This window comes from Rhodoluna sp. (genome assembly GCF_049276775.1).
Lineage (GTDB): Bacteria > Actinomycetota > Actinomycetes > Actinomycetales > Microbacteriaceae > Rhodoluna.
Genome location: NZ_JBASXC010000117.1, coordinates 1 through 17,290 on the forward strand (window position 1 = coordinate 1; position 17,290 = coordinate 17,290).

Genomic DNA, 17,290 nt, shown 5'->3' on the forward strand with positions numbered 1-17,290 from the left:
AATTTCAAGTTTCTCAAGCACGGGTCGATTTTTGATCTACCGCGTTCAAGTCGTCCGGCGAACCTGCTCCCGTATTTGTCTGTAGCCGTTGGCAACTTTTCATTGGTGGTTTATCTGGTCAAAGAGATCTTGAAGTCACCGAAGAAGAAGATCGAAAGCTTGAGAGAGTTTGTGCCGCTAGCTAATCCTGAGGACTGGGAGCTTTACGAGGCTGGACAAAGGGCCCAGGTTATAAAGCCGGCCGGGGCTCTTGGCTCACTTGAGTTTGGAACCGAAGTAATCAGCTCGGGCGACTCATCAATTGCGGGTTTGCTCGGAGCTTCCCCCGGCGCCTCGGTTGCTGTGCGGGTGATGCTTGATGTGATCGGGAAAATCTATCCAAAGGAATTTCCAAGCTGGCAACCGGAGATAAAAAAACTGGTGCCGAGCTTTGGTGTAGATCTAAATTCTGATCCAGCACTGGCCGCAGCTTCTTTAGAGCGTACCGCCAAGGTTTTGAACCTGATCGCTTAGCCGACCGCAACTCCAAGAGCTGCTCCAATACCGAAAGCGATTCCCATCGCCAATAAAGACACAACAACATTTCGAATAACGGCTCGCATTGGCTTAGCACCGCCTATCCTTGCTCCAAAATAGCCAGTTAGCGCAAGGGCGATAACAACCGAGGAGACTGTTGCAGCTTCACGATATTCAATCCAGGGTCCGGCGATTGCCACGATTGGAAGAATTGAACCAAGGGCAAAGGCGAAAAATGATGCTGTGGCTGCCGCCATTGGGGACACATACTCATCGTGGTCCTCACCAGACGTTTTTTCGTCTTTGGAACGCTGTTTTTTGCGAGCTGCAATTTCGCTATCACGCTGAGCACTTACAGAGGCGTATTCTCCACCAGCCATCGAGATTGAACCAGCGATAAGAGCAGCAACCCCTGCAATCAGTATCGGGCCGCTGTCAACTGTGGCACCTGCGACACCCATAACGATTCCAGCTGTTGAGACGATTCCGTCGTTGGCACCCAAGACACCGGCACGAAGCCAGTTGAGCCTTCGGGAAAAAGCCCTTTCTTGCTCTTGTTCGCGGTCTATCGGTTTAGTCATGACTTCAATTCCTATTGGTCTGTTTGGCAAGCTACAGGCTACCAAGTCGAATACGGCTGGCTCGTTAGGATAGGAGAGCGTTGATCGATTGGAAGCTGCCTTGCCCGAGAATATCCAACTAACCCTCGATGGGGTTAGCACCAGCGTTGCCGCGGGATCTACAGGGTTCGAGCTATTTCAAGACAAGAAAGTTGTTGCTCAGAGAGTAAATGGCGAGCTGCGCGATTTGGCCCACTTGGTCACCGGAGGCGATGTCGTTGAGGCGGTCAGTATTGATTCAGCTGATGGACTGAGCATCCTTCGACACTCAACCGCCCACGTTCTTGCTCAGGCGGTTCAGAAGCTTAACCCTGACGCGAAGCTCGGAATCGGACCCCCAATTGTTGACGGTTTCTACTATGACTTTGATGTCGCCGAACCATTCACTCCCGAGCTACTTAAGACTCTGGAAAAAGAGATGGAGCGAATCATTCGTTCTGGTCAGCGATTTGTGCGAAGGGTTGTTTCAGATGCTGAGGCCGCCAACGAGCTGGCTCTCGAGCCGAACAAGCTTGAGCTGATTACATTGAAGTCGTCGGAGCATTTAGCCGAGGGTGCCGCCGAAGTTGGCGCGGGTGAGTTGAGTATCTACGACAACGTTGACCCGCAGTCCGGGGAAGCTGTTTGGAAAGACCTCTGCAGAGGCCCACACCTTCCCAACACCCGAATGATTGGAAATGGCTTTTCTTTAACTCGATTAGCAGCTGCATACTGGCGAGGCAATGAAGCAAATAAGCAATTGCAGCGCATCTACGGTACAGCTTGGCCCTCAAAAGACGAATTGAAAGCTCACCTGGAGAGATTGGAAGAGGCTGCCAAGCGCGACCACCGACGCTTGGGGGCTGAGTTAGATCTATTTTCCTTTCCCGAGGAAATCGGTTCTGGTCTTGCCGTTTTTCACCCCAAGGGTGGGATTATTCGTCGCGTTATGGAGGATTACTCCAGGGCACAACACGAAGCCGCCGGGTATGAGTTCGTCTACAGTCCCCACATCACAAAGTCCAACCTCTTTGAGACCTCGGGTCACTTAGCTTGGTACGCGGAGGGGATGTTCCCGCCGATGAAGCTGGATGAAGAAATCGACGCCGATGGCGTGGTTCGAAAGGTCGGTCAGGACTATTACCTGAAGCCAATGAACTGCCCGTTTCATATCCTGATCTACAAATCTCAGGCTCGCTCGTACCGAGAACTTCCGCTTCGTATGTTCGAGTTTGGATCGGTCTATCGCTACGAGAAATCAGGCGTGGTGCACGGACTCACTCGCGTTCGCGGAATGACCCAAGACGACGCGCATCTTTTTGTCACCCAGGAGGACATGGAGTCGGAGCTCACATCGGTTCTGAATTTCGTTCTAGATCTGCTGAGGGACTACGGCCTTACCGATTTCTATCTCGAGCTTTCTACTAGAGACCCGGAGAATGAGAAATTTGTCGGCGAGGACGCAATTTGGGAATCGGCTACTGCAACCCTTGCGAAAGTGGCTGCCGATTCAGGCCTGGAATTGGTTCCAGATCCGGGTGGCGCCGCTTTCTACGGACCGAAGATTTCGATTCAGGCGCGTGATGCAATTGGGAGAACTTGGCAGATGTCAACCATCCAGCTCGATTTCAATCTGCCGGAGCGATTTGACATCGAGTACACGGCATCCGACGGAACCAAGAAACGGCCCGTAATGATTCACCGAGCGCTTTTTGGTTCGATTGAAAGATTCTTTGCGGTTCTAACCGAGCACTACGCCGGACACTTCCCGCCTTGGTTGGCACCGGTTCAGGTGGTTGGAATCCCGGTAGCTGATGATTTCGCTCCTTACCTTTCCGACATCATTGACAAACTAAGGTCCAGGGGAGTTCGCGCACAGATTGATCTAAGCGATGAGCGGATGCAAAAGAAGATTCGAAATCACACCAAGGACAAGGTGCCATTCCAGCTCATTGCAGGTGGGGACGATCGAGACGCCGGCTCTGTGAGCTTCAGATACCGCGATGGTTCGCAAGTAAACGGTGTCAAGATTGAAGAGGCAATAGATCTCATTGTCGATGCAATTGCGAATAAGGAGCAGGTCTAGTTGGTTAGCGAGGAGTTCCTGCCGGGCGTTCCAGATAATTTTCAACGCCTATGGACCCCACACCGTCTGGTCTACATACAGAACGGTCAGCAACCGCCTGCCGATGAGTGCCCGTTTTGCTTGGCTCCTCAAGGCTCCGATGAGGACGGCCTGATTGTTTTCAGGGGAAAAACCTGTTTTGTTTTGTTGAATCTGTTTCCTTACAACTCTGGACACATCCTTGTTTGCACCTACCGACACGTGGCCGATTTCGATCAGACCACAAAAGAAGAAGCTAGTGAAATGGCCGAGCTGACCAAGAGGGGAATGCAGGTACTGCGCAAAGTTGCCCAGGCGCAAGGGTTCAACATTGGAATGAACCAGGGGGAGATTGCCGGGGCCGGTATCGCAGAGCACCTGCATCAGCACATAGTCCCCAGGTGGCAGCACGATTCAAACTTCTTCCCGATAATCGCAAAGACTAAGGCCTTGCCGAGATTATTGGGTGAGATAAGGGCCGAGATTCAAGCGTCCTGGAGCTAACCTGAGCAAAAGCTGTCGATTTGTCGGGTTAGGATTATTGCCATGAGCCCATCAAAAAATGAAGCAACACCTCTAGTTAAGCGCGGCCTAGCAGAGATGCTAAAAGGTGGCGTAATCATGGACGTCGTTAATGTTGAGCAGGCAAAAATTGCCGAAGACTCCGGAGCGGTTGCGGTGATGGCTCTTGAGCGTGTGCCAGCCGACATCAGGGCACAGGGTGGTGTCGCGAGAATGAGCGACCCCGACATGATCGAAGAAATCATGAAGGCAGTTTCAATTCCCGTGATGGCTAAAGCACGAATCGGTCATTTCGTTGAGGCTCAGGTCCTCCAGAGCCTGAAGGTTGACTACATAGACGAGTCAGAAGTTTTATCACCTGCTGATTACGTAAATCACATCGACAAGTGGAAATTTGACATTCCTTTTGTCTGTGGTGCGACCAATCTGGGTGAAGCGCTCCGTCGAATAACCGAAGGTGCAGCAATGATTCGCTCGAAGGGCGAGGCCGGCACCGGAGATGTTTCCGAGGCCACCAAGCACATTCGCACGATTCTTGGAGAAATAAACGCGCTGGCCGCCAAGAGTGAAGACGAGCTATATGTTGCAGCTAAAGAGCTTCAGGCGCCTTACGACTTAGTTCGCGAGGTTGCCCAAACTAGAAAGCTTCCTGTGGTGTTATTTGTTGCCGGCGGTATGGCCACCCCCGCAGATGCCGCAATGATGATGCAGATGGGCGCCGACGGTGTATTCGTGGGTTCTGGAATCTTTAAGTCGGGCGATCCCGTTAGACGCGCCGCCGCAATTGTAAAAGCGGTTGCTGCCTACAACGATCCAGCCGTTATCGCCGAGGCCTCAAGAGGTCTTGGTGAAGCAATGGTTGGAATTAACGTGGCTGATCTTCCGGCGCCTCACCGTCTATCGGAGCGCGGCTGGTAATTGCGCGTCGGCGTATTTGCACTGCAGGGGGATGTTCGCGAACACCTTCTGATACTTAGCCAACTTGGCACTGAAGCCATAGAGGTCAGAAGTCAAGAAGCACTTCAGGACATCGACGGCCTAGTTCTTCCGGGCGGTGAGTCAACGACCATGTCAAAGCTGATTGACATTTTCGAACTTAGGAAACCACTTCTGGATTTTGTCGCCTCAGGTAAACCCGTGTTTGGAACGTGTGCGGGGATGATTATGTTGGCTACCAAGGTGCTGGACTCAGCCTCAGACCAGAAGGGTCTTAGCGCCATGGACATCTCGGTTCGAAGAAATGCTTTCGGTACACAGCTTGACTCTTTCGAGACGGAGCTTTCCTTTGCTGGAGAACCTGCACGGGTTGCATTTATCCGCGCACCAATTGTTGAGGATGTCGGTGAGTCAGTTGAGGTGCTCTCTAAGCTAGAAGACGGGCGAATTGTCGGAGTGCGCCAAGGAAATCTTTTGGCCACATCTTTTCACCCAGAACTCACCGGGGATAAAACAGTGCATAACTACTTTCTGGGGATGATCTCAAGTCAGTTAGGGCTTCTCGCCTAGAATTCAATAGCAAACTAATCAAGGAGAGTAATGTCTGGTCATTCCAAGTGGGCCACTACCAAGCACAAAAAAGCGATCATTGACTCCCGTCGTGCCAAACTTTTTGCCAAGCTCATCAAGAACATCGAAGTGGCCGCCAGAATCGGCGGCCCCGATCTTGAAGGAAACCCGACTCTTTACGATGCCGTCCAAAAAGGCCGAAAGAGCTCACTTCCAAACGACAACATCGAACGAGCTATTAAGCGTGGCTCCGGTCAAGACGCCGACGCCGTTGAGTATCAAACGATTTTCTATGAAGGCTATGGTCCAAACGGAATTGCTTTGCTCATCGAGTGTCTCACCGACAACAAGAACCGTGCTGCAGCGGACGTGCGCCTGGCTGTGACGAGAAACGGCGGCACGATGGCAGACCCTGGAAGTGTTTCCTACCTGTTTAGTCGGAAAGGCGTTATCACCATTGAGAAATTAGATGGTGTGACTGAAGACCAAGTTCTGGAAGTTGGTCTCGAAGCGGGAATTGAAGATGTAGAGGTTCGTGAATCCAGCTTTGTCGTGACAACAGACCCGTCGGTAATGGTAACTGTTCGAACCGCGCTTCAAGCTGCGGGGATAGATTATGACAGCGCAGACGTGGAATTCGTGCCGGCCGCTACTTTGCCAGTAGACGCTGAAACAGCTAGGACCGTTTTTAAGCTGATCGATGCGCTAGAGGACTCCGATGAAGTTCAAAGCGTTTACGCCAATTTCGATATCGCACCGGAAGTGCTAGCCGAGCTAGAGGCTTAGAAGTGACGAAGATCCTAGGAATTGACCCGGGTCTTACTCGCTGCGGCATCGGCATAGTTGAACTGACCAAATCTCGCAAGGTCTCACTCGTTGAGGTGCTCGTGCTCACTTCCGCCAAGGACTTAGAACTGGATTCGCGCATTGGGTTAATTGGAAAAGAGCTGGAGAGCCTAATAAAGAAGCACCGTCCGGATGTGATTGCTATCGAAAGAGTGTTCTCGCAGCAAAATCTATCTTCTGTGATGGGAACCGCACAGATTTCTGGAGTAGCAATTTTCCTTGCTTCAAAGTATTCAATTCCAATAGCGATGCATACCCCAACGGAGGTAAAGGCTGCGGTGACCGGCTCTGGGCGAGCGGCTAAGGCCCAAGTCGGACTCATGGTTGCATCACTTCTGGGCTTGAAGGAAGTCCCGAAACCAGCGGATGCGGCAGATGCGTTAGCAATCGCAATCTGCCAGGGCTTCCGAGGAGTGAATACTTCCTCTAGCTACACCAATGCTCAGCTGAAATGGCACGAGGCTGCTAAATCAGCAAGTGCTAAAAGCAAACGCTAAGTAGGCTAAGTGCGTGATTGCGTCACTGACCGGAGAGGTCCTATCTAGCTCTAACGGGCAAGTCGTTCTTGACGTTTCAGGAGTTGGTTATCTAGTTAATTCAACCCAAGCCGTCTCTGGTTCGTTGTCAATGGGGCAGACGGTTAGGTTCCTTACCAGCTTGGTTGTTCGTGAGGATGCTCTAACAATCTTTGGTTTTCTCGAGCCTAAACAGCTAGAGGTCTTTGAACTACTTCGAAGCGTAAACGGCGTAGGGCCGAAATCAGCTTTGGCGATTCTGGCCGAGGTAAGCACCGATCAAATAGCCCAGGCTGTTGCGCAAGAAACCGACCAGGTTTTCAAGGCGGTATCCGGCATAGGGGCAAAAACTGCGAAGCTAATTGTTCTGACCCTTGCCGGCAAGCTGGCCACGGGAACGGCTAATGACGCACGCCCAAGCTCCGAAGTCGCTGTGGCGGGGCTAATGGGGCTTGGCTGGAGTGAACGTCAGGCTAGGGACGCGGCAGCGGAAGTCGCCGATCCGCTCAAGAGCGACAAGGAACTTCTAAAGGCAGCTCTCCAAGTTCTTTCGAAGGCGCGGAAATCTTGAGCGAGTTACTCGATGGTCAGGCGAGTGAGAGCGATTTAGCTTTTGAATCAGCCCTTCGACCCACAAGTCTTGAAGAATTCATCGGACAGACAAAAGTCAAACAGCAGCTTGATCTTCTATTGAAGGCAGCGGCACTTCAAAAGAGATCTCCCGATCACATTCTTTTGGCCGGCCCTCCAGGTCTTGGCAAAACTACCCTAGCGATGATTGTCTCCAACGAGATTGGTTCTGGACTTCGTATGACTAGCGGACCCACCATCCAACACGCTGGTGATCTGGCAGCGGTGTTGTCGTCTTTAAGTGCCGGTGAAGTTTTGTTTATCGACGAGATTCATCGAATGGCAAGGCCTGCCGAAGAGCTTTTGTACATGGCTATGGAGGATTTCCGTGTCGATGTAATGGTTGGAAAAGGTGCAGGAGCAAGCTCAATTTCCCTGGAGCTTGAGCCTTTTACTTTGGTTGGTGCAACAACCCGTTCAGGAATGTTGCCAAGCCCACTTCGTGACCGATTCGGTTACACAGCAAATCTTGAGTTCTATGAGCCACAGGAGCTTCGCTCAGTGCTCAGCAGGGCGGCAGATAAATTGGGTCTATCCGCTTCGGCTTCCGCTATTGATCTAATCGCCTCCAGATCACGAGGCACACCAAGAATTGCAAACCGACTACTTCGGAGAGTAAGGGATTTTGCTCTGGTCGAAGGTAGCGGCTCAATAGAAGAGCAGTTGGCATCGGCGGCTCTTGATGTCTATGAGGTTGACTCATTGGGTTTAGACCGGCTCGACAAGCAGGTGCTTTTGGCTTTGATCGAGAAGTTTGAAGGTCGCCCGGTTGGCCTGTCTACACTTGCTGTGGCGCTTGGGGAGGAGCCAGACACCATCGAATCGGTTGTGGAGCCCTATCTTCTGAGGGAAGGCCTGATTGAAAGAACCCCCAAGGGCAGGCAGGCCACTGCACTGGCCCACCGGCACCTTGGCCTGCCGTTATAATCAGTAGAACGCAAAAGCGTTCCACGGATTTGCAAGAAATTCACCAGTTAGGTACCTGAATCGATGGACGACAGTCTTTTTCTATTACTCGCGTTGGCTTTTTTGGGCGCAATGCTCTTTTATTCAAGCCGGAAGCGTAAAAAGGCTGCGGAGGCCCTAAGAGACGGCGTGACGCAAGGATCTTATGTCATGCTAACCAGCGGAATCTTTGGCAAGGTAGTCAAGGTTATGGAGGATCGGATCGAGCTAGAGACCGCCCCTGGGCAGAAGATGCTGGTTGCAATCGGCGCAGTTAGAAGCATCGAGAAGGAGCCAAAAGCTGAGAAGCCCGCCAGCAAGCCAGCTGCCAAGTCTTCTAGCAAATCCAAGCCGGCCGGCGAGCCAGCTCCCAAGAAGAAATAAGGTTTAGTCTTTTGTCCGTTTCGAACACAGTAAAGTCCGCACGCAAGTCTCTGGCTTGGCTGCTAGCTATAGTCGTTGGACTAACTGCACTTATTGCGGTTGGGTCACTTTCTGATGAAAACGCCAGCTTCACGCCGAAGTTAGCCCTTGATCTTCAGGGCGGAACCCAGGTCATTTTGTCACCGCTTCTTTTGGATGGCGATGCGGTGACCACAGAGCAGCTTGACCAGGCCGTCTCAATTATTCGTCAGCGCGTTGACGCTAGTGGAGTTAGCGAAGCTCAGGTTGTGACTCAGGGTGATCGAAACATCATTGTTTCGATTCCCGGTGTTCCGGATGAGAACACCCTGGCCTTGATTAAAGCCTCGGCAAAACTTGAATTCAGAGCTGTTTTGGTTGCGAGCGTCGGCGTGCCAAGCTCCTCAGTTGATGGTGGGGATTTTGCTCTCGAAGACGAAGCAGTCGAGGATGAGCTTGGGGGTGAAGAGCCAGCTGAGGATCAGCCAGCTGAACCGGAGGCACCAGTGGAGCCAAATGCGGCCCCAACTGACCCAAGCGATTTGAACTGGATCACACCTGAGTTACGTGAGGCATTTGACGCTCTTGACTGCTCTACCGCATTCAGAGCTCCGGGTCAGGTCGATGACCCAACCGTGCCCCTGATCACCTGTGATGTCTCTGGAACTGAGAAGTACATTCTTGGGCCGGTTGAAGTTGAAGGAGCAAACATCTCTGACGCATCTAATGGAACTATCCAAACTCAGACCGGTGCATCAACAAACACATGGGCAGTTAACCTTGATTTTGACGGTGTCGGAACACAGGCTTTCGCCGAGGTGACACAGCGATTGTTCCCACTCGCCTCTCCGCGCAACCAGTTCGCCATTACTCTGGACGGTTTTGTTATCACTGCACCAGCCACCCAGGCAGTTATAACAAACGGTTCTGCACAAATTACAGGAAGCTTTGACAGGGACTCCTCCAAAGTCCTTTCGGATCAGTTGAAATATGGTTCGTTACCGATTGGTTTTGAGGTCGAGAGCCAGGAAAACATCTCTGCTTCGCTTGGCTCTGAGCAGCTAACCAACGGTTTGATCGCCGGTCTTATTGGGCTGTTCCTGGTCTTGGTTTACTCGGTTTTCCAGTATCGAGGCCTTGCGGTCGTGACTTTTGGTTCGCTTCTTGTTGCGGCCATTGTGGTGTACCTATTTATTGCAGTTCTTTCTTGGCGACAGGGTTACCGCTTGTCTCTTGCCGGTGTCACTGGGTTGATTGTGGCGATTGGAATTACGGTTGACTCGTTCATTGTTTACTTCGAACGAGTTCGAGATGAGATTCGAGAGGGTCGATCTCTAGAAGTTGCGGTAGAAAACGCTTGGAAGCGTGCATTGCGGACGATTCTTGCCTCGGACGCAGTGAGCTTTACGGCGGCAGCTACCTTGTTCTTACTTACCGTTGGAAACGTAAGAGGATTTGCTTTCACTCTCGGTCTCACAACTATCGTCGACCTGATAGTTGTGTTGTTATTTACTCACCCGATGCTTCAGCTATTGGCTCGAACTAAATTCTTCAGTTCCGGTCATCCATGGTCTGGCTTTGACTCTAAGGCCCTAAAGGCCTCGGGTTATGCCGGTAGAGGAAAGTTCCGAGTGGCTGAAACATTGGCTTCGGGTAAAGCGGAAAAGGCATCTCGAGAAGCATCCAAACGTCAGACCATAGCCGAGCGTAAAGCTGAAAAGGCGCTTGCAGAAGCCAAGAAAACAGGTGAGAAGTAATGCAGGATCTAAGACAGCTGGGAAATGACCTTTACAGTGGAGAGAAATCCTTCGACATAGTTGGTCGGAGAAAACTCTTTTACATCATCGGAATAGTCGTCGTCGCAGTCGCAATTCTGGTCCCCATCGTAAAAGGCGGATTCAACTTTGGTATCGAGTTCCGCGGTGGCAGTGAGTTCCGAATCGAAGGGGTTGCAAACTCGTCCCAGCAACTAGCTAGAGACGCAGTCCAGTCAATCGAACCCTCCAGTGAGCCTCGCATCACTACAGTCGGTCTCGACTCTGTTCGAATTCAAACAGAGCAGCTGGGAGACGAAGCATCCGAACAGGTCCGTATCGCCCTGGCAGATGCATATGGAGTTCCATCTGGCTCAGTGACATCTTCGTTCATTGGTGCGAACTGGGGCGCTGACGTCACCGAAAAAGCTCTCACAGGTCTCGTTGTTTTCTTGCTGCTTGTTACATTACTTATGGCTCTTTATTTTCGGACGGTAAAGATGTCCCTAGCCGCCCTCGTAGCATTGGCTCATGACGTCGTTATCACACTCGGCATCTATGCTCTGGTTGGATTTGAGATAACCCCAGCGGCGGTGATCGGGTTCCTAACTATCCTTGGATATTCGCTGTATGACACTGTTGTGGTCTTTGACAAGGTGCGGGAGAACACGCTTGATGTTGAGCTTTCCGAAACGAAGACTTTCTCATCCCAGGTGAACCTAGCTATTAACCAGACACTTGTTAGATCCGTCAACACCTCCGTGGTGGCGGTTCTTCCGGTGGGTTCAATTTTGTTCATCGGAGCCGCTATCTTGGGGGCGGGAACCCTGCGCGACATCGCTCTTGCCTTGTTTATCGGAATCTTGGCAGGAACCTACTCCTCTGTGTTCATCGCGGGTCCGCTGTATGTGACCCTACGTGAGCGAGAGGGTCGCTTTACTGACAAGAAAGAACTGGCCAAGGTCTAAATAGCTTCTTCCCTATTAGGCTTGGATTAATTACAGGCAGGGGAGGCTCATGACAGATCTCGGAACCAGCTCCCTTCGCTCGCGCCTTCCACGGATCTTCGCAAAGCCCGGGGCCTACAATTCAGAGCTTCAGGCTGTGATCCGCTCTGTTAGGGCAAATCACCCAAAGGCTGAAACTTCAATTATCGAAAGAGCTTTCGTCGCCGCCGAAAAGGCGCATTCGACACAGTTTCGTAAATCGGGAGAGCCATACATAACCCACCCGCTTGCAGTTGCCAAGATTCTGGCTGACCTTGGAATTGGGGCCACGACTATTGCCGCAGCACTTCTGCACGACACCGTCGAGGACACCGACTACACACTTGATTTCGTCAAGCGTGATTTTGGCCAAGAAGTTGCCATGCTGGTCGACGGTGTCACCAAGCTAGACAAGCTCAAGTTCGGTGATAACACACAGGCCGAGACCGTGCGCAAGATGGTGGTCGCCATGTCAAAAGACATCCGGGTGCTAGTTATAAAGCTTGCCGATCGACTCCACAACGCGAGAACATGGAAATTTGTTCCCGAGGAGAGCGCCAGGCGCAAGGCTCAAGAAACTCTAGAGATTTACGCGCCACTAGCGCACCGATTGGGTATCAGCACAATCAAGCTTGAACTTGAGGATTTATCGTTTGAGATTTTGTATCCGAAGGTTTACGAGGAAATAGTGAATCTTGTTACCCAGCGCACTCCAAAGCGAGAAGAGTACATTGACACCGTGATTCGATCCATCGAATCAGACTTGAAAGATTCAAGAGTCAAGGGGAAAGTAGGTGGGCGTCCCAAGCAGTTCTACAGCATCTATCAAAAGATGGTGGTGCGTGGTCGAGAGTTTGACGACATTTATGACCTAGTTGGAATAAGGGTTCTTGTTCCTTCTGTTCGCGATTGCTACGCGGTGCTCGGCTCTATTCACTCGAGGTGGAATCCGGTACCTGGCCGCTTCAAAGATTACATTGCAATGCCAAAGTTCAATCTCTATCAGTCACTACACACCACCGTAATTGGGCCTGGCGGCAGAGCGGTTGAAATTCAAATCCGCACGGAAGAAATGCACAACCGTGCCGAGTTCGGTGTTGCTGCTCATTGGAAATACAAGGAGCAATCAGGTAAAGCGGCGGCCACAACCGAGGACGACATGGTTTGGCTCAAGCACCTATCTGACTGGCAGGCTGAGACTCAAGATCCAGGAGAATTTTTGGACGCCCTGCGCTTCGAGATTGGAGCGAAGGAGGTCTACGTGTTCACCCCTAAGGGTCGTGTGATTGGGCTTCCCTCTGGTGGAACACCGGTGGATTTTGCTTACGCGGTTCATACTGAGGTGGGAGACAAAACAATTGGCGCCAAAGTAAACGGCAGACTTGTGCCGCTCGAAACTGCACTGAATTCCGGTGACGTGGTGGAGATCTTCACCTCGAAGTCCCAGGATGCGGCTCCGAGCCAAGACTGGCTGAACTTCGTTCGCTCCCCAAGGGCAAAGGCAAAAATCAAGCACCATTTCTCTCAGGAACGCAGAGATGAAGCCATAGAGCAAGGTAAGGAAGCACTTACCAAGGCCATGCGGAAGCAGAATTTGCCGCTTCAGCAGCTGATGTCAGCCGAATCGCTAACAAAAATTGTTTCAGACCTCAGGTATTCTGACGTCAGCGCGTTATTTGCCGCAATCGGAGAAAATCAAGTCTCCGCACAGTCAATTATTGAGAAGCTAACAGCTTCATCTGCCGTCGAGGACGACCAGGATGTTGAGTTTGAGCTCCCATCCACTCCAAAATCATTTCGCCATGTTGGCGGTAGTGACTCTGGCGTACTGGTCAAGGGTGACGCCGATGTGATGGTGAAACTATCAAGGTGCTGCACTCCGGTGCCAGGTGATCCAATCATGGGATTCGTGACTCGGGGGACAGGTGTTTCTGTTCACCGAACCGACTGCAAAAACGCAGGGCAGCTTCAGCTTGAACCCGAGCGCATACTTGAAGTTAGCTGGGCCTCGTCTTCCAAGCGATTGTTCTTGGTCCAGATTCAGATTGAGGCACTGGATAGATCAGGTCTTCTAAGCGATGTCACCAGAGTTCTAAGCGAGCACCATGTGAACATCCTGTCCGCCTCGGTTTCAACAAGGAATGACAGGGTCGCACTGAGCAGGTTTGTTTTTGAGATGGGTGATCCGGGAGCGCTGGAGCATCTTCTAAATGCAGTTAAGAGAATTGAAGCTGTTTATGACGTTTACCGGGTCTCGCAGTAGCTAGTTAGCGTTTTGCTTGACAACTTCTAGCCAGGACTTTCTTGCCGCTAGCGCCGCTGTGAGTTCGGTGGTCTTTTTCGAGTCCTTAGCGGCCGTTGCGTCGGCTAGCTCTTTTTCAAGAGAAGAGATTGAGTCCTCGAGCTGGGAGAGCATGCCGTTAGTTCTCTCTATTGCCGCAGGGTCTGACTTTCTCCAGTGCTCCTGCTCGATGTCCTTGAACTTTTTTTCCACCGATCGCATCCGATCATCGGTTTCGCGGATTTTATCTTTTGGAACCTTGCCAGCTTTCTCGTACCGCTGCTGGATTGAAAGCAGCTGCTTCTTTGCCTCGGCAAGGTCTTTCGCGGGATCGAGCTTCTCGGCCTCAGCAACTAAAGCCAACTTGGTCTCGTAGTTCGCCGCGTATTCAACTTGTTCCTTAGCTATGGTCTCCTTGCGAAGGGCGTAGATGGCATCGCCGGCTGCTTTGAACCTTTCCCAAAGCGCATCGTCTTGCTTGCCCTGGGATCTCCCGGAGGATTTCCACTCATCCAGGAGTTTGCGGTAGTCACTCGCGGCCTGCGCGCCCTTGGCTACCAGTCCCTCAGCCTTTAATGCGAGCTCCGTCTTTTTTGCTCGGGCAGCTTTTGTGACAACGGTTAGTTCAGCAAAGAAGGATCGCTTGTTAGCTTCAAATTTTGTTCGAGCCTGGGAAAACACTTTCCAAATTGCGTCTGCATCCTTGCGTGGAACCTTTGGTCCGCCCTTCTGCGCAGCCTGCCAGGCGTCAAATAGCTCAGCCATGTCCTTGGAAGCTACCTTCCACTGGGTTTTCTTGGGGTCCTTATCGGCAAGAGCCTTGGCTTTTTCAGCTATTTCGCTTCGAAGTTTTATTGCGGCCGCCACCGCCTTTTGGTTGGCCTCAGTTTTTTCGGTACGCATCTTTTCTATGTCTGGGGTTATCGCCAAGACCCTTTGTCTAAGGTCCTGTACGTTTCCAACGGCAGTTGGTTCAACAAGATCATTGGTTAGCCTCTCCGCAGCTGTAGCGATACTGGCCGGGTCCGCGTTGTTCTTAACCCGCTGCTCGAGAATGCGAACGTTAGCTTCGAGTTCTTGAAACTTCCTCTCGAAGTAAGCAAGAGCTTCTGCCTCTGTGACTCCCGGGTATTGCCCAACTTTACGCTCAGTACCGTTGTCGATAACAAACACGTTGTTGTCGTTGTCGACTCGGCCATACTCGTTGGAAATTGGGGACAAATTATTCTCCTGGGGCTTCTTGGTTTGGTATTTATCTTAGTTCGATGGCTGACAGCGCCGTTGCTAGTGCTGGTGGTCCATCACTGGCACCACCTTCAACCCCGGCTTCGACAATTGGAGCTAGTTGGTCCAGGCCTGCGGTGATAGTTCCGAATACTGTGTATCCACCGACGGCATCGGAGGGGATTCTGGAGTCTTCATAGACAATAAAAAACTGCGAACCCATGCTGCTGCCATCTCCACCAACCCTTGCCATTGCCAGCACACCGGCTTCGTAGTTGTCGTCGGAGGGAGCGTTCTCAATAGGTCCGAAGTTATATCCCGGTCCACCGCTGCCGTTTCCTTGCGGGTCGCCGCACTGCAACACATAGATACCGTCCGTGACCAGGCGGTGGCAGGTGATGCCCTCAAAGAAGCCCTTGCGGCTTAGGTCAATAAAGTTTGCAACGGCCTGCGGGGCGTTTACGCCGTCGAGTTCCAGCTCGAGGTTGGCATCTCCAACTAACATCGAACCTGTCCAAGTTCTGGACTCGGCGAGCGCCGGGGACGGAACGAGCTCGGCATTTTCCACCGGTTCGGCCTCTGTTGATTCGGTGACCGAACCCGGACCGAAACTGAAATATGCGAGCTGGCCAACAATCGCAAGAACCACGGCTCCGGCGCCAAACATTAGAGCAAGTTTGTTGTCCGCTTTACGCCTGGTGGCTTTTGACTGCTCCAGTTTCTGTTTGGCCTCGAATGCTTCGAGTCGCTCCGCAGAAACGCTGGTTGCTATTTTCTTGGTGCTCACGATTGTGGGTTCTCCCTAGTTTGAAAGTGTTCTTTAGAGAGTTTACAAAGCTTTTAGAGCGCTTTCTTATAGCCTTGGAAAATGACCGAATCGCTGTTCAGCTCAGGCGGGCCACTGGCTGCTCGGATGCGCCCCAGATCCCTGGAGCAAGTTGTCGGTCAGCAAAAGGCTCTTGCCATTGGTTCGCCTCTTTCAATGCTGGCAAAGCCCGCCACGGGTTCACACTCTTCAATGACTTCGGTGGTGTTGTGGGGGCCTCCCGGAACGGGAAAAACCACAATCGCAAAGGCCGTGGCAAATACCTCGGGAAGACGCTTTGTTGAGCTGTCAGCGGTTTCAACCGGGGTCAAGGAGCTTCGGGAGGTTATAGAGAGAGCCAGAACTGATCAGGAGCTCTATTCGGTGGCCTCGATAGTCTTCCTGGATGAAATACATAGGTTTTCAAAGGCACAGCAGGATGCCCTACTTCCAGCTGTAGAGGCTGGATGGATTGTCCTTATTGCCGCCACCACAGAAAATCCCTCGTTCTCAGTCAACGCTCCGTTGTTATCCAGGTCATTGCTTGTAAAGCTCGAACCCCTGGATAAAGCCGATATAGCCAACTTGTTGGAAAGGGCTGCTTTGGATCCAGCTGGACTGGCGGGAAAAGTCACTATTTCCACACAGGCTTCCGATCGAATCTGCCAGATCGCGGGCGGAGATGCGAGAAGAGCACTCACGGTCCTAGAGGCGGCCGCTTCCAGGGCAATCGAGTTTGCAGATTCGACACCCTCAGAGGTTTCTCTAGAAGATGTCTTGGCGGCACTCGAAACAGCCCTAGTTCGCTACGACCGGGAGGGTGAGCAGCACTATGACACGATCTCTGCTTTTATAAAATCTGTTCGCGGCTCAGACGCCGACGCGGCCATTCACTACCTGGCCAGAATGCTCGAAGGAGGAGAGGACCCTCGGTTCATCGCAAGGCGCCTTATGATTCTGGCTTCGGAGGACATCGGACTAGCCGATTCGGCCGCGCTTGGCCTTGCTGTGGCCGCATTTGACACAGTTGCCAACATCGGCATGCCCGAGGCCAGGATTGCGCTTTCGCAGGTGACTATTTATCTCGCCCTGGCACCAAAATCAAATTCGGCGTACCTAGCAATAAATAGAGCCATGGAGGATGTCCGCTCTGGATTCTTGCCGGCGATTCCTCTCTATCTTCGGGGTTCGGCATCGGCCAGAAAAGGGGCCGAGGCGGAATATGTCTATCCGCACGATCACGAGCACTCGGTTGTGGCCCAGCAGTACCTGAGCGAGCTTAGAAAATACTACGAACCTAAAACAGCTGGTCAGGAGCGCAGCTTGGCCGAGAGGGTTGAGGCCTTGAGGGCCATTATTCAAGGGAAAAAGGCTTGATGGCGACATCTTTCCGGTGCTAAACTCCTAAGGTTGCCAATTTGAATCCTTAGCGCGGCTGCAAGGGGTTGTCCAAATAGCGAGTGTCGATTAGCAGACCTTTCTAGGCAGCGAGAAAAGCATTGCTCTGTTGCTTTTTATTTTTTTGTTGGAATAACTTGAAAGGAAGCAGTGTCTAAGACATCGCGTACCCGCAGTAAGACCCGTTTGTCCCGCGCGCTCGGGATTGCACTAACCCCAAAAGCAGCCAAGTATCTTGAAAAGCGTCCCTACGCTCC

The 17,290-nt window shown here is 51.9% G+C and carries 17 protein-coding genes and 1 pseudogene; 15 read left to right on the top strand and 3 right to left on the bottom strand.

The annotated features are described in order from the left end of the window. On the top strand, positions 1-513 hold a 513-nt coding region (locus WAO31_RS06815), incomplete at its 5' end, for a malate:quinone oxidoreductase (protein ID WP_509591809.1). On the opposite strand, the gene WAO31_RS06820 is transcribed toward WAO31_RS06815, so the two are convergent. Next, on the bottom strand, positions 510-1,097 hold the full coding sequence (locus WAO31_RS06820) for a VIT1/CCC1 transporter family protein (protein WP_509591811.1): 588 nt from the start codon (positions 1,095-1,097) through the stop codon (positions 510-512). The genes WAO31_RS06815 and WAO31_RS06820 overlap by 4 nt on opposite strands. A gap of 100 nt (positions 1,098-1,197) precedes the next feature. On the opposite strand from WAO31_RS06820, the gene thrS reads away from it, so the two are divergent. The 12 genes from thrS (at position 1,198) to WAO31_RS06880 (ending at position 13,588) form a co-directional block, all read left to right on the top strand. After that, complete coding sequence (gene thrS, locus WAO31_RS06825; RefSeq protein ID WP_509591813.1) at positions 1,198-3,201, top strand: threonine--tRNA ligase; 2,004 nt, start codon at positions 1,198-1,200, stop codon at positions 3,199-3,201. Then, positions 3,202-3,723 carry an HIT family protein gene (locus WAO31_RS06830; protein WP_509591815.1) on the top strand — a complete coding sequence of 174 codons (522 nt, stop codon included), beginning with the start codon at positions 3,202-3,204 and terminating at the stop codon, positions 3,721-3,723. A gap of 42 nt (positions 3,724-3,765) precedes the next feature. Further along, on the top strand, positions 3,766-4,659 hold the full coding sequence (gene pdxS, locus WAO31_RS06835; protein WP_509591816.1) for a pyridoxal 5'-phosphate synthase lyase subunit PdxS: 894 nt from the start codon (positions 3,766-3,768) through the stop codon (positions 4,657-4,659). Continuing rightward, positions 4,660-5,247 (top strand): pyridoxal 5'-phosphate synthase glutaminase subunit PdxT, encoded by a 588-nt coding sequence (pdxT, locus tag WAO31_RS06840; protein ID WP_509591818.1) that lies wholly within the window; start codon positions 4,660-4,662, stop codon positions 5,245-5,247. Between the two features lie 30 nt (positions 5,248-5,277). Beyond that, complete coding sequence (locus WAO31_RS06845; RefSeq protein ID WP_509591820.1) at positions 5,278-6,033, top strand: YebC/PmpR family DNA-binding transcriptional regulator; 756 nt, start codon at positions 5,278-5,280, stop codon at positions 6,031-6,033. Positions 6,034-6,035: 2 nt separating this feature from the next. Continuing rightward, positions 6,036-6,590, top strand: a complete 555-nt coding sequence (gene ruvC, locus WAO31_RS06850) for a crossover junction endodeoxyribonuclease RuvC (protein ID WP_509591822.1) — start codon at positions 6,036-6,038, stop codon at positions 6,588-6,590. 13 nt (positions 6,591-6,603) lie between these two features. After that, positions 6,604-7,179: a Holliday junction branch migration protein RuvA gene (ruvA, locus tag WAO31_RS06855; RefSeq protein ID WP_509591824.1), complete on the top strand. Its 576-nt coding sequence runs from the start codon at positions 6,604-6,606 to the stop codon at positions 7,177-7,179. Continuing rightward, a complete protein-coding gene (gene ruvB / locus WAO31_RS06860; protein ID WP_509591826.1) occupies positions 7,176-8,165 on the top strand; it encodes a Holliday junction branch migration DNA helicase RuvB in 990 nt (329 codons plus the stop codon). Before ruvA ends, ruvB begins: the two co-directional genes overlap by 4 nt. Before the next feature lie 63 nt (positions 8,166-8,228). Then, positions 8,229-8,567, top strand: coding sequence for a preprotein translocase subunit YajC (locus tag WAO31_RS06865; RefSeq protein ID WP_509591828.1), 339 nt, complete (start codon positions 8,229-8,231; stop codon positions 8,565-8,567). Between the two features lie 11 nt (positions 8,568-8,578). Next, positions 8,579-10,342: a protein translocase subunit SecD gene (secD, locus tag WAO31_RS06870; protein WP_509591830.1), complete on the top strand. Its 1,764-nt coding sequence runs from the start codon at positions 8,579-8,581 to the stop codon at positions 10,340-10,342. Then, complete coding sequence (secF, locus tag WAO31_RS06875; RefSeq protein WP_509591832.1) at positions 10,342-11,307, top strand: protein translocase subunit SecF; 966 nt, start codon at positions 10,342-10,344, stop codon at positions 11,305-11,307. Before secD ends, secF begins: the two co-directional genes overlap by 1 nt. Before the next feature lie 49 nt (positions 11,308-11,356). Next, complete coding sequence (locus WAO31_RS06880; protein ID WP_509591834.1) at positions 11,357-13,588, top strand: RelA/SpoT family protein; 2,232 nt, start codon at positions 11,357-11,359, stop codon at positions 13,586-13,588. Here the strand turns inward: WAO31_RS06880 and WAO31_RS06885 are convergent, their stop codons facing one another. Beyond that, the gene (locus WAO31_RS06885; protein ID WP_509591836.1) at positions 13,589-14,827 is read right to left on the bottom strand and encodes a DUF349 domain-containing protein; all 1,239 of its coding nucleotides are present in this window, start codon (positions 14,825-14,827) and stop codon (positions 13,589-13,591) included. A gap of 31 nt (positions 14,828-14,858) precedes the next feature. Next, a complete protein-coding gene (locus WAO31_RS06890; RefSeq protein WP_509591838.1) occupies positions 14,859-15,617 on the bottom strand; it encodes a peptidylprolyl isomerase in 759 nt (252 codons plus the stop codon). A gap of 81 nt (positions 15,618-15,698) precedes the next feature. On the opposite strand from WAO31_RS06890, the gene WAO31_RS06895 reads away from it, so the two are divergent. Both WAO31_RS06895 and WAO31_RS06900 read left to right on the top strand, forming a co-directional pair. Next, entirely contained in the window at positions 15,699-17,012 is a 1,314-nt protein-coding gene (locus tag WAO31_RS06895) for a replication-associated recombination protein A (RefSeq protein WP_509591840.1), read from the top strand. Between the two features lie 171 nt (positions 17,013-17,183). Beyond that, a pseudogene (locus WAO31_RS06900) lies at positions 17,184-17,290 on the top strand (30S ribosomal protein S4); the annotation flags it as partial.

Excerpts from the sequence above, each read along its gene's own strand:
- WAO31_RS06820 (WP_509591811.1), bottom strand. The coding sequence starts at position 1,097 with ATGACTAAACCGATAGACCGCGAACAAGAGCAAGAAAGGGCTTTTTCC.
- pdxS (WP_509591816.1), top strand. The coding sequence starts at position 3,766 with ATGAGCCCATCAAAAAATGAAGCAACACCTCTAGTTAAGCGCGGCCTA.
- WAO31_RS06845 (WP_509591820.1), top strand. The coding sequence starts at position 5,278 with ATGTCTGGTCATTCCAAGTGGGCCACTACCAAGCACAAAAAAGCGATC.
- WAO31_RS06865 (WP_509591828.1), top strand. The coding sequence starts at position 8,229 with ATGGACGACAGTCTTTTTCTATTACTCGCGTTGGCTTTTTTGGGCGCA.
- secF (WP_509591832.1), top strand. The coding sequence starts at position 10,342 with ATGCAGGATCTAAGACAGCTGGGAAATGACCTTTACAGTGGAGAGAAA.
- WAO31_RS06880 (WP_509591834.1), top strand. The coding sequence starts at position 11,357 with ATGACAGATCTCGGAACCAGCTCCCTTCGCTCGCGCCTTCCACGGATC.
- WAO31_RS06895 (WP_509591840.1), top strand. The coding sequence starts at position 15,699 with ATGACCGAATCGCTGTTCAGCTCAGGCGGGCCACTGGCTGCTCGGATG.